Below are 13,627 nucleotides of genomic sequence, written 5' to 3'. Positions count from 1 at the left end.
GAAGAGTCAGGCACTGACAGAGTGCACCGGAACGGTTCGGTATGAGACAGCGGCTTTCCCCTCCCCAGATTTATAAGGCTATTCCCAAACCTGGCCTGTTCTGCCTCTCCTTACAGGAGATGGCAAGATAATTGCACTGCTTACACAGAGGAACTCACCCCCTCCTTCGGGAGAGATGCAGGAAGCCTGAGTGTCATGGGTTCATTGCCCGCCAACAGCCCGACTATTGGCTTTATCTGTTTACCCTGTCGTGAGGAGCTGACGCATGTTGAGTTTACGCGCTGTTAATCAGTTTTATGGCGAGAAGCATATCCTGTGGAACTTCGATCTGGAGCTGACGAAAGGAGAATGTACCTGCCTGCTGGGCGCCCCAGGAATGGGCAAGACCACGCTGATGAACTGTATTACCGGTTATCTGCCAGTGGAGAGCGGCAGCATCACCTGGAACGAGGCAGGACAGCCGCCCCAGGACCTGCTGGCCAGACCCATTGAAGATCGTGCGGCTCTGGGAATAAGCTATGTTGCCCAGGAGCGCCGTCTATTTTCCCAGCTCAGCGTCGAGGAGAATCTGCAGATTGCGCTGCTGGCAGGTAACGAGCACGCCAGGGCTATCCCCGATATGGTCTATCAGCTTTTCCCCGAGCTCTATTCCCTGCGACACGTCAGAGGGGGGGAACTGCAATATGATTCGCAGCAGCGGCTCGCCCTGGCAAGAGCTCTGGTGACGGAGCCAAAGCTGCTGATCCTTGATGAACCGACGCCAGGAAGCGGGCAACGTTTTATCCACGAGCTGAGCGGTATCGTTCGCCGCCTGAACCGTGATTTTGGCCTGACGATTTTGCTCGTGGAGCAGCGGTTATCGTTCATTCACCGTGTCGCGGATCGCTTCTGTCTTTTACATCGTGGTCGCAATGTTGCTCAGGGTAAAGCCGAGCAGCTGGATGAGAAGCTGGTGTCAAACTGGATGATGCCTTAACCCTGACAGGGGGGCTGCTGCCGCGGCTTTTTCACCCGATAACCTGTCATTAGTGCAGCTTACCAAGCTCGTGTTGCAGCGTGCTGTCCAGTGACGCAAGCTCACGCTGCAGGTTGCACTGCCGGGTAACGGCGGCAAGTTCAAGCAAGGGTAGCGGTACATTCGAAATTTTGTTTTCGCGCAGCCAGCGCAGGACAGAGTCAAGATGCCATAGCGCTGTTTTTCCATCGTGCACCGGGGCAGGAAACGCTGCGCGATTCACCATGACTTTGCGCATGTACTGCCGGGAATAGCCCAGCAGCTCGGCGATATCGGTTAACCCCACCAGGTCTGGCGTGACCTCGACAAGTTTTGCGCCGCGAAGCGTGCGTTTGGCATCCTCAATAGCTGACACGACAGCCGCTGCCGCTGTGGGTGCTTCGCGGATGAAATCCAGCGCAATTCGCCCGGTGACACCGATGCCAATCAGCGCGTCGTCACAGCCGTTTGCCCCCAATGCCTCTACCCAGCAAGCCGGATCCTGGTTATCTGTTGGCAGGGTAAAGATCAGCGTAAAACTGAATTCTGACATGCTTATCTCCTTGGATTTAATGTCTTACTGCCGTCGTTGCATCCAGACTGCACTTGTCCACGACACGCCTTATCAGCCTGGCGTGGTTCCGCGCGCTGCGAGGCGTGCCCCAGATGCAGCTAATGCAAAACTCACCGCAGCGGCAGGTTTTGTCATTCCACGGGCAGTACATTTTCCCCCAGCAGTGCGCACCTCCGGGTAATACCCGCCAGCCCTGACTTTCCGCGTAGGTTAATGCGGCTTCGATGTCCTTATCTGGATGTGCTCGACGCGCCATAGAAATCTCCTTATTAATATCCCACAATGGTTTTCACATGACAACCAAAAGATGACGTTAATTTATCTGTTATTGCTCAGGCGAAGAAGCGTTGTTTTTGAGGAGGAGAAATTTCTGAAATATCGCCCGAATATCTATTCGGGCGTTGCAGGGAAGCCACTAAAAAGTGCGATTCAGTTCGTAAAAGGAGATAAATCCAGATAGTGGCCCAGGGAAGTCTTTTCGTCCAACACGGACAGATAGGGGATTTCACCCAGCAGCGGTGCGGACAGCATACGCTTTAGGGTTGCCATATATTCTGTGTGACGTTTGCCGGCGGGCTGTACGTCGTTTGCTATCCAACCAGCCAGCGACAAACCTGCATTCTGCACTGCCTGCGCAGTTAATACTGCATGGTTGATGCAACCCAGCTTTACCCCCACGACCAGAATCACCGGAAGCTGCTCCGCAACGACCCAGTCAGCAAAAGTGGTGGTTTCTGAGAGAGGTGTGAACCAGCCTCCGGCACCTTCTACCTGTACCCAATCTGCCAAAAGGCACAGTTCGTTCAGGCCCGTTGAGAGCGTAGAGAGCTCAATGGGCCTGCCCTCATCCGCGCTGATGATGTGCGGCGAAGTCGGCTCCAGAAATGCCACCGGATTGACCTGTTCATAGCGGAGTAACTGATTGCTGTTGCGCTGTAAGGCCAGCGCATCACCATTGCGAATCCCTTCCGGCGTCATTTCACTGCCCGAAGCAACTGGCTTGTAGCCTGCCGTCCGGTAGCCCGCCATGGCTGCAGCCTGTAGTAATGCGCAGCTGGCAATCGTTTTACCGACCTCCGTGTCCGTGCCGGTAACAAACCATTTTTTAATCACGTTCTATGACTCCAGAAACGAGCCGCCAGGTTAACGGAAATTCACCGTTTTTTTGCGGCCAGGCAAGGCTCAAACGCTGTAATTGCTGGCGAGTCATCAGCGCATTGGTGCGTCCATCGTGCAGGTGCGTGGCACCCACACCTTTCAGGGTTCGCATGGCACTCATCACATCCGGGAAAGACTGGGTTATCTCTTCAAGGTGCAACGATGTTCGCCAACCGCCACAGGCGGCTTCTATCTCGCTATAAGACAGGAACGCATTGGCGTGTGGTCGCTCATCCACAGCCTGCCAGGCTGCATGCAGCTCCGGCAGTGAACCTGCGGCAAGCGTCGTAAAAGCAATGCATCCGCCGGGGCTGGTAACCCGATACAGCTCGCTCAATCCACGTCGTAAATCATGGCACCACTGGATGGCCAGGTTGCTCCAGGCAAGATCGATCTGCTCGTCCGCCAGGGGGAGAGATTCGATATCGCCTTCGAGGTAAAACTGCGCAACCTGATTATCCCGAGCCTGATTGAGCATGGTTACAGAAAGATCCAATGCCATCACACTGCTGCCCTGGGCCTGCCAGTAACGGCTAAACCAACCGGTTCCACAGCCTGCATCCAGTACTTTTTTCGCCGGGCGCCCGGCCAGACGGCTTAGCAGATAATTGCCGCTTAGCCGCTGTAGACCGGCGTAGTCGTCGTACGTGGTTGCGGCGCGTCCAAATGCCTTTGCCACGGCGAGTTTATCCACCGGTTTCGTCATACAGCGCCTCCAGTAACGTATCGATATCACGGCTTGTATGGCTGGCAGTGAGCGTGACGCGCAGGCGCGCGCTGCCATTCGGTACTGTCGGTGGCCGAATGGCAGTCAGCCAGAAACCCCGCTCGCGCATTCCCGCTGCAAGCTCCAGCGTGCGGGCGTTTTCCCCAACTATCAGCGGCTGAATAGCGGTCTGGGAATCTATCAGTGCGAGCGGCAGCCGCGCCGCCCCTTCCCGAAACCGCGCGATGTTCTCCCTCAGCCGTGAGCGCATTTCATCCCCCTTGCGGACGACGTTCAGAGCGGCTGACAGAGCCGTAGCCTGAGCGGGCGGCATGGCGGTGCTGTAGATGAGATGGCGGGCAAACTGCAAAAGATAATCAGCGGTATTCTCGCTGCACAACACTGCTGCACCGCTTACGCCAAATGCTTTGCCGAAAGTGATGACAAGTAAGTCCGGTTTGACCCGCTGCTGGTCGCAGCTTCCCCTGCCTTGATCGCCCAGCACACCGACGCCGTGGGCATCATCCACCATCAGCCAGCCCTTCGCCTCGCGAGTGGCTGACTCGATCTCTTTAAGCGGAGCCCGGTCGCCGTCCATACTAAACACACCCTCGGTCACCACCAGCTGCAGGCCTTCCACAGAGAGTCTCAAAAGACCGCTTAGCGACTGAGCGTCGTTGTGGATGAAGCGACGCAGCTGCGCCGGGCTAAACATGGCCGCTTCCAGAAGAGATGCGTGGCTGAGCTTGTCCGCCAGAATACGATCTTGTTTTTGCGCCAGGGCCGTAATAACAGCCTGGTTTGCGGCAAAACCCGAGATAAACAGCAGCGCGCGGGGATAGCCGAGCCAGTCGGCAAGCTCCTGCTCAAGCAGGTGATGCGCGGTGCTGAAACCCGTCACGTGCCCGGAGCCGCCGCTGCCGACACCGTATTTTTCCGCGCCCGTTTGCCAGGCGCGGATAATTTCCGGATGCTGGCTGAGGCCCAGATAGTCATTGCCGGAAAAGTTAAGATGCTGTCTGCCGCCACTGGTAAGAAAGCGTCCGTTTCCCCGATCGTTTATCTGTCGGGTGCGGAAACTGTCGCTGTTCCGACGGTCAGCAAGCGCCTGCTCAATTCTTGCCTGCCAGCTCATACCGCCGCCGCGTTGTAATACTTGTCGGTGTCAGCGTTGAGCAGCTGTGCTGCCAGTTGCTGTTGCTGTTCGTTATCCCCTGTTTCCGTGGCCGTCTGCTGCGGGTTCAGCCCCAGCTTGCGGAACAGCTGGACGTCTTTATCTTCTTCCGGGTTAGGCGTGGTCAGTAGCTTGCAACCATAGAAGATGGAGTTTGCACCGGCCATAAAGCACATCGCCTGGGTCTGCTCGCTCATCTGCTCGCGCCCTGCCGAAAGGCGCACAAAGGAAGTTGGCATCATGATGCGCGCAATCGCAATGGTACGAATAAAATCAAAGGCATCCACGTCGTCGTTATCCGCAAGCGGCGTGCCCTTCACTTTCACCAGCATGTTGACAGGCACGCTTTCCGGCGGCATCGGCAGGTTCGCCAGCTGAAGCAGCAGGCCCGCCCGATCTTTTACCGTTTCACCCAGCCCGACAATCCCGCCGGAGCAGACTTTTATGCCCGCGTCGCGGACTTTGCCCAGCGTATCCAGACGTTCCTGGTAGGTTCGCGTAGTGATGATGTTGCCGTAGAACTCCGGTGAGGTATCGAGGTTATGGTTGTAGTAGTCCAGACCCGCTGCCGCCAGCCGCTGCGCCTGGGCATCGGTCAGCGTGCCGAGCGTCATACAGGTTTCAAGACCCATTTCACGGACGCCCTGCACCATTTGTTCAAGATAAGGCATATCGCGGTCATTGGGATTCTTCCACGCCGCGCCCATGCAGAAACGGGTGGAGCCTGCGTTGCGGGCCTTACGCGCGGAATCCAGAACCTGTTCCACCTCCATCAGGCGTTCCGATTCCAGCCCTGTTTTATAGCGCGCGCTCTGCGGACAATATTTACAGTCTTCCGGGCAGGCGCCCGTTTTAATCGACAGCAGCGTACTGACCTGCACATGGCGAGGGTCGAAGTGCTGACGGTGGATTTGCTGCGCTTCAAAAAGCAGATCCAGCAAAGGTTTTTCAAATAAAGCAGTGACCTGCGACATTGACCAGCGTGCGTGGTGAGCCATCGGGCGTCTCCAAAAGGGGTGTTGTTAGCCGTTGATTGACGTTATACTTGTAAACCTAAATGTTTTTAAAATGGTTTACAAGTCACCTTATGACGCCTGCTGATTTAACATTCGACCAACAACATATCTGGCACCCCTACACGTCCATGACCCGGCCGCTACCGGTTTACCCGGTGGTGTCAGCCGCTGGCTGTGAACTGCAACTAGCAGATGGCAGGCTGTTGGTGGACGGTATGTCATCCTGGTGGGCTGCGATTCACGGCTATAACCATCCGCGCCTGAACCAGGCGATGAAAACGCAGATTGACCGGATGTCCCACGTCATGTTTGGCGGCATCACCCATCCTCCGGCTGTGGCGCTGTGTCAGAAGCTGATCGCTATGACGCCGGATCCACTCGAATGCGTGTTCCTGGCCGATTCGGGATCCGTGGCGGTGGAAGTAGCGATGAAAATGGCATTGCAGTACTGGCATGCAAAAGGCCAGCCGCGCCAACGCTTCCTGACGTTCCGCAACGGTTATCACGGCGATACTTTTGGCGCGATGTCCGTCTGCGATCCGGATAACTCAATGCACAGCCTCTGGCAGGGCTATTTACCCGAGCACCTGTTCGCGCCTGCCCCGCAGTGCGGCTTTGAAGATGACTGGGATGAGATGGACATCGTGCCTTTTGCGCGCCTGATGGCAGCCCATCGCCAGGAGATTGCCGCCGTGATTCTGGAGCCTGTTGTGCAGGGAGCCGGCGGCATGCGCTTTTACCATCCTGAATGGCTGCGCCGTATCCGCAAAATGTGCGACCGTGAGGGCATTTTGTTGATTGCCGATGAGATAGCCACGGGCTTTGGGCGCACCGGGAAACTTTTTGCCTGCGAACACGCCGGTATCGCACCGGATATCATGTGCCTGGGCAAAGCGCTGACGGGCGGCACCATGACGCTTTCCGCCACGATAGCCACCCGTGATGTGGCTGAAACTATCAGTAATGGCGAAGCGGGATGCTTCATGCACGGCCCCACCTTCATGGGTAATCCGCTGGCCTGCGCGGTCGCCGCAGAGAGCCTCTCTCTGCTGGAGGAGAGCCACTGGCAGGCGCAGGTGCTGACTATTGAAGAACAGCTGAAATCCGGGCTACGGCCCCTGCGTGATTGTGAGCAAGTCGCAGATATTCGCGTGCTTGGCGCCATTGGCGTCGTAGAAACGCACCATCCGGTGGATATGGGGGCTCTCCAGGCCTTCTTCGTTGAACAAGGCGTATGGATCCGCCCGTTCGGCCGACTTATCTATTTGATGCCGCCTTATGTTATCACCCCTGAGCAGCTGGCTAAGCTCATTGCCGCAGTTGCCGCCGCCGTAGAAAACCCGGCGTTTTTCAGACGTTAACCGTCTGCAACCCCCGGACGGATGCACTACACTTTGTGGATCTTTCCACTTGCAAGGAGCGGTTTATGAAACTGATCAGTCAGGACATCAAAGAGGGTGAAAAACTCCCCTCCCGCCATGTCTTTAACGGTATGGGTTACGAAGGGGACAATATTTCCCCTCATCTGGCCTGGGACGACGTGCCTGCGGGAACGAAAAGCTTTGTTGTCACCTGCTACGATCCTGACGCACCAACTGGTTCTGGCTGGTGGCATTGGGTGGTGGCTAATCTGCCTGCCGATACCCGCGTGTTGCCGCAGGGCGCGGGTTCCGATCTGGCAGAGCTTCCTGAACCCGCCGTTCAGACTCGCACAGACTTCGGTAAAGCCGGATACGGCGGTGCGGCTCCGCCAAAGGGCGAGACCCATCGCTACATCTTTACCGTTCACGCCCTGGACGTTGAAAAACTGGACGTGGATGAAAATGCTTCTGGTGCGATGGTCGGTTTTAACGTGCATTTCCATGCGTTAGGAAGCGCATCGATCACCGCCATGTTCAGCTAATCCCATCTTTTATGAGGCCGATTACGTAAATCGGCTTCCCGTTTCGCTCAAGTTAGTATAAAAATGCAGGCCTTGGGAACCCCCCTCTTTTACCTTTGCACAGCAAGGAGCAACCTTGAATACATTATCGGTTACTCGTCGGGCCGCCGCGCTCGCTTTTGCCGTAGCCTTGAGCGCATGTAGCTCAACGCCACCCGAAGACCGTCCATCCACGCAGGAGGCTCCGGGTACTCAGTCCCGTCCGATCCTGTCTGCAGATGAAGCGCAGAACTTCGTGCCAGCACGTTATTTCTCCTCCATGAATAAAGATGAGGCGCCATGGGCCCCTTCTTCAATTCGTGTTCCTCAGCAGCCTGATTACGTTGTCGGTGCTGCGGGTGGCGAAGGCGTGACCCATACCTCTATCCAGGCAGCGGTTGACGCCGCGATTGCAAAACACAGCAGCGCCCGCCAGTACATCGCCATTCAGCCGGGCGAGTATCCGGGTACCGTTTACATCCCTGCATCTTCCGGAAGCGTGACCCTGTATGGCACCACGGACAATGCCGCCGACGTGAAAATCACCCAGCCATTAGACTCCGAGCTTGACGTTACAACCTGGCGCCATACGGTAAATCCAGCAGGTAAATACATGCCGGGTAAACCTGCCTGGTATATGTTTGATAGCTGTCAGAACCGCCGTGCTGCCACCGTTGGGGTGATGTGTTCTGCCGTAGTGTGGTCGCAGAATACTGGCTTACAGATGCAGAATCTGACCATCGCCAACACCCTGGGTGACAGCGTTGATGCGGGTAACCATCAGGCGGTAGCCCTGCGCACCGATGGTGACAAAGTTCAGCTGAACAATGTGCACCTGCTGGGGCGTCAGAATACGTTCTTCGTCACTAACAGTGATGTGCAGAACCGCATGTTACCGAACCGTCAGACTCGTACTCAGGTCACCAACAGCTATATCGAAGGTGATGTCGATGTCGTCGCCGGACGGGGTGCCGTGGTGTTCGATAAAACTGAATTCCACCTGGTTAATAGCCGCACGAAAGAAGGCTATGTCTTTGCACCAGCAACCCTGCCAAACATGTTCTATGGCTTCCTGGCCATCAACAGCCGCTTTACCGCAGCAGGCGAAAATACCGCTCAGCTGGGACGCGCCTGGGATCTGGAAGCCGCTGAAAATGGCTACACCGCGGGTCAGACTTCAAACGGCCAGGTTGTTATCCGTGACAGCGCCATCAACGAAGGTTTCAATACCGCTAAGCCGTGGGGCGATGCAGCCGGTTCTAAGCGCCCGTTTGCTGGCAATATCAGCGAGAAGCGTGATCTGAATGACGCGGCAGCTAACCGCCTGTGGGAGTACAACAACCGCGGCGTGGGTAGCCCGGTTGTCAGTGAATAATTTCACTTCTCACTGAAAACAAAAAACCTCGCCGCGGCGAGGTTTTTTGTTTTCAGCGGAGATTAATGTGCGTTAACCACGACCCACATTGGCCCCTGACCAACGGCATAACGCCCTTTCTCTTCCAGTAAGCCCTGCTCACCTTTAATTTCATAGACCGCAATATGGTGGGACTTCTGCCCCGCTGCAATCAGATAGTTACCGCTATGGTCGACGTTGAAACCGCGTGGCTGGGTTTCCGTCGGCTGGTAGCCTTCGATGGCCAGCACGCTGCCGTCTTCTGAGACGCTGAAAACGGTAATAGTGCTGGCGGTGCGGTCACAGGTATAGAGATGACGTCCGTCAGGGGTGATATGGATATCTGCCGCCCAGCGGGTGTCCGAGAAGTCCGGCGGCATCATGTCCAGCGTCTGTACGCATTCGATTTTACCGTTAGGATCCTTCAGCTCCCATACGTCCACAGAGCCGTTCAGCTCGTTGACGCAGTACGCGTACTGCTGATTGGGATGGAACGCCATATGGCGCGGGCCAGCACCTTCTACGGTAGCGACTTCCGCCGGGGTCTGTGCCGTCAGCGTGCCATCGTCAGACAGCGTGAACAGGCAAATACGATCTTGTTTCAGCGCAGGAACCCACAGCGTGCGGTTGTCCGGGGAGATGTTCGCCGAGTGGCAGCCTTCCAGCCCTTCAGCCTGGAACACGACGTTACCCGGCAGGCCGTCCTGACCCAGCGGGGTCACGCTGACGCTTCCCGCGTTGTAAGAAGCGCTGAACAGGAATTTACCCTGACGATCGGTGGAGATATGCGTTGGGCTACCCGGCAGCGCGGCGGCACCGGCTTCGCTCAGACGGCCATCATCCGGCGCGATACGGTAGGCTATCACCCGGAATTCAGGGCGCACCCCGACATACAGGAAGCGCTTATCGGGGCTGATAACCATCGGCTGGACCTGGCCTGGGGCATCCACCACCTGTACGAGCGTCAGCTCGCCCTGTGAATTCAGTGACCAGACATGAATTTGCTGGCTTTCGGGGCTGGCGGTATAGACTGTTTGTTTCATGAAATCTCGTTCCTCCCAACGTCTTGAGTAATAGTCACAAGGGTAGTCCGTTTTGCCGCCCTGGGTCGCAATTTTGCACAATGCGCCAGGCGGTGTACCATCGGCTTAGACCTTACGGCTTGAATTTGACTGGAATAGTAAATGACTTATCGAGTAATCGCCCTTGATCTGGACGGCACCCTCCTGACGCCGCAAAAAACCATTCTGCCGGCGTCGCTGGCGGCGCTTGAGTGCGCCCGCGAGTCGGGCTACAAAGTGGTCATCGTGACCGGTCGCCATCACGTTGCCATTCATCCTTTTTATCAGGCACTGGCTTTAGATACACCTGCAATTTGCTGTAATGGCACCTATTTGTATGATTATCATGCAAAAAAGGTGCTGAGCGCCGATCCTCTCAGGCCTGAGCAAGCCGCACAACTCATTGATTTACTCGATGCCCATGACGTGAATGGGTTGATGTACGTGGATAACGAGATGCTTTATCAGCGCCCGACAGGCCATGTCCAGCGCACCGAAAACTGGGCGCAGTCGCTGCCGGAAGCTCAAAGGCCGGTGTTCCGCCATGTAGATTCCCTGCGCGAAGCTGTGGATCAGGTGGAGGCTATCTGGAAATTTGCGCTAACCGGTGAAGATATTCCGAAGCTGCAAAACTTCGCCCGCTCCGTTGAACAGCAGCTTGGACTGGCTTGCGAGTGGTCCTGGCACGATCAGGTCGACGTGGCGCAAAGCGGCAACAGCAAGGGTAAACGTCTGGCGCAGTGGGTTGAGTCCGAAGGTCTTTCTATGGCGCAGGTGATTGCGTTTGGCGATAATTTTAACGACCTGAGTATGCTGGAGGCGGCAGGCCTTGGCGTCGCGATGGGCAACGCCGACGAAGCCATTAAAGCTCGAGCTGACCTGGTCATTGGCACAAACCTGGAAGCGGGTATCGCCGAGACGATTTATAAGCATTTAATCTAACTGTACTAAACGGTGGCTGACGCTGCGCTTATCACTCTCCCATCGCCAAAATGTAGGTCAGATAAGCGCAGGATCATCCGGCAAAGTCCGTCAGGTCGTTATCGACACGCTTTTCACCTGCGCGTACAGCCAGAGTCCCGGTTTGATAGCCAGCTCATCCCGCGCCCAGCGGCTGATGCGCGCCCAGAGAATTCTGCCTCCCACCTCAAGCTGGACTTCTACCTGCCCTTCATCATCAAAGCACTGGGCAACCTTCGCTCTTAAAACGTTACGAATACTGCTGTGAACCGGCGGCTGGAGGATCAGCGAAACGTCGGAAGCCTGAATGCGAATGCGCAGCGGTGACTGCAGCGGCTTATCCAGCTTGTTGACCCACAGGTGCTGATCGCCCAACGCCAGGGCCGTCATGGCGTAGTGGGGATGATGCTCAATCACCGTGACTTTCAGAACGCTGCTTTGCTGCTCTTTGGGCAGCCAGGGGTGCATCACGCTGCTGCCCCAGACCTCCTCGAGCTGCCCGAAAGCTTTTACCTCGCCACCGTCCAGCACCAGCACCTTATCAGCCAGATGGAGGATCTCTTCCAGAGAGTGGCTGACGTAGAGCATCGGGATGTTAATTTCGCGAGCCAGCCGCTGCAGATAGGGCAGTAGTTCGCGTTTACGGGGGATGTCCAGCGAGGCCAGCGGTTCGTCCAGCAGCAGCAGCTCCGGCGACGTCAGCAATGCACGCCCGATAGCCACGCGCTGTTTTTCGCCGCCTGACAGGCTCCAGGGGAAACGATCTAATAAATCTTCAATCCCCAGCAGCGCCACCAGCTTATCGAACTGGTCCGCCGCACTTTTCACCATGCCGTACTTCAGATTGCCGCGAACCCTGTAGTGCGGGAACAGGCGCGCATCCTGGAAGACATAGCCAATTCGCCGCTTTTCCGGTGCCAGAAAGCGTCTGCTTTCTGTATCGCTCAGGACGCGATCGTTGAGCACAATCCTGCCCTCTTGCGGACGAGTCAGACCGCTGATGGCGTTGATCAGCGATGTTTTTCCTGCACCGGATACGCCGAATACCGCCGTGATCCCCGCCCCTGGCAGCGTTTCGTTGATCGCCAGGCGGTGGTCACCCAGCGTCTGGACAAAATTAAGTTCAAGCATCACTCAGCCCCTATTCTTTTGCGGCTCTGACGCGCCAGCCATTCGGCCACCAGCAGCGAGATCATCGCCAGTACGATGGAGATAACGCACAGCCGTGCGGCTGCACTCTCACCACCAGGGGTCTGAATCAGGGTGTACATTGCCGATGGGATAGTGCGGGTTTCCCCCGGAATGTTGGAAACAAAGGTAATGGTCGCGCCGAACTCGCCCAATGAGCGGGCAAAAGCCAGCACGGTACCGGCGATAATGCCCGGTAAGGTAAGCGGTAGCGTAATCGTGCAAAACACTCGCCAGCGCCCGGCCCCGAGAGTGCGGGCGGCCTGTTCGAGTTTGATATCCACCCCTTCGAGCGCCAGGCGAATCGCCCGCACCATCAGCGGGAAGGACATCACGGCCGCGGCTAATACAGCACCGCGCCAGCTAAAGGCGAAAGTCATGCCAAAGACGTCGTAAATCCACGAGCCCAGAAAACCACGGCGCCCCATCGCCACCAGCAGCAGGTAGCCCACGACAACGGGGGGAAGCACGAGAGGAAGATGGATAATACTGTCGAGTAAGGCTTTGCCCGGGAAGCGGCATCGCACCAGCACCCAGGCAAGAAGGATCCCAAAAGGCAGGCTAAACAGTACCGCAAGGGTGGAGACTTTCAGGCTCAGCAGCACCGCCTGCCATTCGGGATCGGTCAATATCATTATTTCGTCGTAAATCCGTAACGTTGGAAGATTGCAGCCGCTTCCGGTCCTTTCAGGTAGCCATAGAACGCGGTAACGGTTGGGTTATCGTGGCCTTTAACAATCGCAATAGGGTATTCCACTTTCTTGTGGGAGTCTTCCGGGAAAGTCCCCACAACCTTCACGCCCTTGCTGGCGACCGCGTCAGAGCCGTAGACAATGCCAAGCGGAGTTTCGTCTCGTTCAACCAGAGCAAGCGCGCCGCGCACGTCTTCAGCCGGGGCAAGTTTCGGAGACAAAGTATCCCATGCGCCAAGTTTTTGCAGCGCTTCTTTGGCGTAGATGCCAGCCGGAACATGATCGGGATCGCCAACGGCCAGACGCCCGCCCTTCAGCAGCGCAGCCCAGTCTGTTTTTCCGTTGATATCAACGCGACCCTGCTTGCTGTCTTTTGGCGCCACGACAACCAGGCTATTGCCCAGCAGCGTTTCGCGGCTGTCGGTTTTAATCGCGTCTTTGCTTACCGCGTAATCCATCCATTTTTGATCGGCAGAAATATACAGATCCGCAGGCGCTCCCGCTTCAATCTGACGGGCAAGCGTAGAAGAAGAGGCAAAGGAAGAAGCCACTTCGACATTTTTCCCCTTCTGGTACTGCGTGGCGATATCCTGCATCGCGTTGGTCAGCGACGCCGCAGCGAAAACGGTAATTTTGCTGTTATCAGCCAATGCCTGACCTGCCAGTGTGATGCTTAGTGCTGCGCCAACAGCGAGACGTACCCATTGCTTAGCCATCTTTTTACTCCACTGAGTTTCGTTATGTATTCGCTAATATAACGAGACTGAACAGGAATATACAGATCTTATCG

15 protein-coding genes are annotated in these 13,627 nt (G+C 56.3%); 5 read left to right on the top strand and 10 right to left on the bottom strand.

Translation table 11 applies throughout. The features are described from left to right. Window positions 1–265 precede the first annotated feature (265 nt). Window positions 266–976 (top strand): ABC transporter ATP-binding protein, encoded by a 711-nt coding sequence (locus HYQ67_RS11670; protein WP_202303856.1) that lies wholly within the window; start codon window positions 266–268, stop codon window positions 974–976. A 49-nt stretch (window positions 977–1,025) separates the two neighbouring features. Here HYQ67_RS11670 and HYQ67_RS11665 read toward each other — a convergent pair whose 3' ends face one another. The 6 genes from HYQ67_RS11665 to bioB form a co-directional block, all read right to left on the bottom strand. Continuing rightward, on the bottom strand, window positions 1,026–1,547 hold the full coding sequence (locus HYQ67_RS11665) for a helix-turn-helix transcriptional regulator (protein ID WP_202303855.1): 522 nt from the start codon (window positions 1,545–1,547) through the stop codon (window positions 1,026–1,028). A gap of 16 nt (window positions 1,548–1,563) precedes the next feature. Beyond that, the gene (locus HYQ67_RS11660; protein WP_202303854.1) at window positions 1,564–1,824 is read right to left on the bottom strand and encodes a hypothetical protein; all 261 of its coding nucleotides are present in this window, start codon (window positions 1,822–1,824) and stop codon (window positions 1,564–1,566) included. A gap of 173 nt (window positions 1,825–1,997) precedes the next feature. Then, window positions 1,998–2,681, bottom strand: a complete 684-nt coding sequence (bioD, locus tag HYQ67_RS11655) for a dethiobiotin synthase (protein ID WP_202303853.1) — start codon at window positions 2,679–2,681, stop codon at window positions 1,998–2,000. After that, window positions 2,674–3,432: a malonyl-ACP O-methyltransferase BioC gene (bioC, locus tag HYQ67_RS11650; RefSeq protein ID WP_202303852.1), complete on the bottom strand. Its 759-nt coding sequence runs from the start codon at window positions 3,430–3,432 to the stop codon at window positions 2,674–2,676. The genes bioD and bioC overlap by 8 nt, the downstream gene beginning before the upstream one ends. Next, window positions 3,413–4,567, bottom strand: coding sequence for an 8-amino-7-oxononanoate synthase (gene bioF / locus HYQ67_RS11645; protein WP_202303851.1), 1,155 nt, complete (start codon window positions 4,565–4,567; stop codon window positions 3,413–3,415). Before bioF ends, bioC begins: the two co-directional genes overlap by 20 nt. Then, a complete protein-coding gene (bioB, locus tag HYQ67_RS11640) occupies window positions 4,564–5,604 on the bottom strand; it encodes a biotin synthase BioB (protein ID WP_202303850.1) in 1,041 nt (346 codons plus the stop codon). Before bioB ends, bioF begins: the two co-directional genes overlap by 4 nt. 89 nt (window positions 5,605–5,693) lie before the next feature. On the opposite strand from bioB, the gene bioA reads away from it, so the two are divergent. From bioA to HYQ67_RS11625, 3 genes are all read left to right on the top strand, one after another. Next, window positions 5,694–6,983, top strand: a complete 1,290-nt coding sequence (bioA, locus tag HYQ67_RS11635; RefSeq protein WP_202303849.1) for an adenosylmethionine--8-amino-7-oxononanoate transaminase — start codon at window positions 5,694–5,696, stop codon at window positions 6,981–6,983. 65 nt (window positions 6,984–7,048) lie between these two features. Further along, entirely contained in the window at window positions 7,049–7,525 is a 477-nt protein-coding gene (locus HYQ67_RS11630) for a kinase inhibitor (protein WP_202303848.1), read from the top strand. A 115-nt stretch (window positions 7,526–7,640) separates the two neighbouring features. Further along, the gene (locus tag HYQ67_RS11625; RefSeq protein ID WP_202303847.1) at window positions 7,641–8,918 is read left to right on the top strand and encodes a putative acyl-CoA thioester hydrolase; all 1,278 of its coding nucleotides are present in this window, start codon (window positions 7,641–7,643) and stop codon (window positions 8,916–8,918) included. A 62-nt stretch (window positions 8,919–8,980) separates the two neighbouring features. Here HYQ67_RS11625 and pgl read toward each other — a convergent pair whose 3' ends face one another. Then, the gene (gene pgl, locus HYQ67_RS11620; protein WP_202303846.1) at window positions 8,981–9,979 is read right to left on the bottom strand and encodes a 6-phosphogluconolactonase; all 999 of its coding nucleotides are present in this window, start codon (window positions 9,977–9,979) and stop codon (window positions 8,981–8,983) included. 141 nt (window positions 9,980–10,120) lie between these two features. Here pgl and HYQ67_RS11615 point away from each other — a divergent pair, with 141 nt between their 5' ends. Further along, window positions 10,121–10,939, top strand: a complete 819-nt coding sequence (locus HYQ67_RS11615) for a pyridoxal phosphatase (RefSeq protein ID WP_202303845.1) — start codon at window positions 10,121–10,123, stop codon at window positions 10,937–10,939. Between the two features lie 90 nt (window positions 10,940–11,029). On the opposite strand, the gene modC is transcribed toward HYQ67_RS11615, so the two are convergent. The 3 genes from modC to modA are packed head-to-tail and all read right to left on the bottom strand — an operon-like array spanning window position 11,030 to window position 13,553. Next, window positions 11,030–12,088: a molybdenum ABC transporter ATP-binding protein ModC gene (modC, locus tag HYQ67_RS11610; RefSeq protein WP_202303844.1), complete on the bottom strand. Its 1,059-nt coding sequence runs from the start codon at window positions 12,086–12,088 to the stop codon at window positions 11,030–11,032. After that, window positions 12,088–12,780 carry a molybdate ABC transporter permease subunit gene (modB, locus tag HYQ67_RS11605; protein ID WP_202303843.1) on the bottom strand — a complete coding sequence of 231 codons (693 nt, stop codon included), beginning with the start codon at window positions 12,778–12,780 and terminating at the stop codon, window positions 12,088–12,090. Before modB ends, modC begins: the two co-directional genes overlap by 1 nt. Beyond that, window positions 12,780–13,553 (bottom strand): molybdate ABC transporter substrate-binding protein, encoded by a 774-nt coding sequence (modA, locus tag HYQ67_RS11600; RefSeq protein ID WP_202303842.1) that lies wholly within the window; start codon window positions 13,551–13,553, stop codon window positions 12,780–12,782. Before modA ends, modB begins: the two co-directional genes overlap by 1 nt. Between the last annotated feature and the right edge of the window lie 74 nt (window positions 13,554–13,627).

This window comes from Dryocola clanedunensis subsp. sulfonylureivorans (assembly GCF_016756775.1).
In the GTDB taxonomy this organism is placed as follows: Bacteria; Pseudomonadota; Gammaproteobacteria; order Enterobacterales; family Enterobacteriaceae; genus Dryocola; species Dryocola clanedunensis.
Note: the sequence above shows the minus strand (reverse complement) of the source record. Positions and strands in the feature narration are given on the sequence as shown.

Excerpts from the sequence above, each read along its gene's own strand:
- bioC (WP_202303852.1), bottom strand. The coding sequence starts at position 3,432 with ATGACGAAACCGGTGGATAAACTCGCCGTGGCAAAGGCATTTGGACGC.
- HYQ67_RS11630 (WP_202303848.1), top strand. The coding sequence starts at position 7,049 with ATGAAACTGATCAGTCAGGACATCAAAGAGGGTGAAAAACTCCCCTCC.
- bioB (WP_202303850.1), bottom strand. The coding sequence starts at position 5,604 with ATGGCTCACCACGCACGCTGGTCAATGTCGCAGGTCACTGCTTTATTT.
- HYQ67_RS11660 (WP_202303854.1), bottom strand. The coding sequence starts at position 1,824 with ATGGCGCGTCGAGCACATCCAGATAAGGACATCGAAGCCGCATTAACC.
- HYQ67_RS11670 (WP_202303856.1), top strand. The coding sequence starts at position 266 with ATGTTGAGTTTACGCGCTGTTAATCAGTTTTATGGCGAGAAGCATATC.
- HYQ67_RS11615 (WP_202303845.1), top strand. The coding sequence starts at position 10,121 with ATGACTTATCGAGTAATCGCCCTTGATCTGGACGGCACCCTCCTGACG.
- bioF (WP_202303851.1), bottom strand. The coding sequence starts at position 4,567 with ATGAGCTGGCAGGCAAGAATTGAGCAGGCGCTTGCTGACCGTCGGAAC.
- modC (WP_202303844.1), bottom strand. The coding sequence starts at position 12,088 with ATGCTTGAACTTAATTTTGTCCAGACGCTGGGTGACCACCGCCTGGCG.
- modA (WP_202303842.1), bottom strand. The coding sequence starts at position 13,553 with ATGGCTAAGCAATGGGTACGTCTCGCTGTTGGCGCAGCACTAAGCATC.
- bioA (WP_202303849.1), top strand. The coding sequence starts at position 5,694 with ATGACGCCTGCTGATTTAACATTCGACCAACAACATATCTGGCACCCC.
- pgl (WP_202303846.1), bottom strand. The coding sequence starts at position 9,979 with ATGAAACAAACAGTCTATACCGCCAGCCCCGAAAGCCAGCAAATTCAT.
- HYQ67_RS11665 (WP_202303855.1), bottom strand. The coding sequence starts at position 1,547 with ATGTCAGAATTCAGTTTTACGCTGATCTTTACCCTGCCAACAGATAAC.
- modB (WP_202303843.1), bottom strand. The coding sequence starts at position 12,780 with ATGATATTGACCGATCCCGAATGGCAGGCGGTGCTGCTGAGCCTGAAA.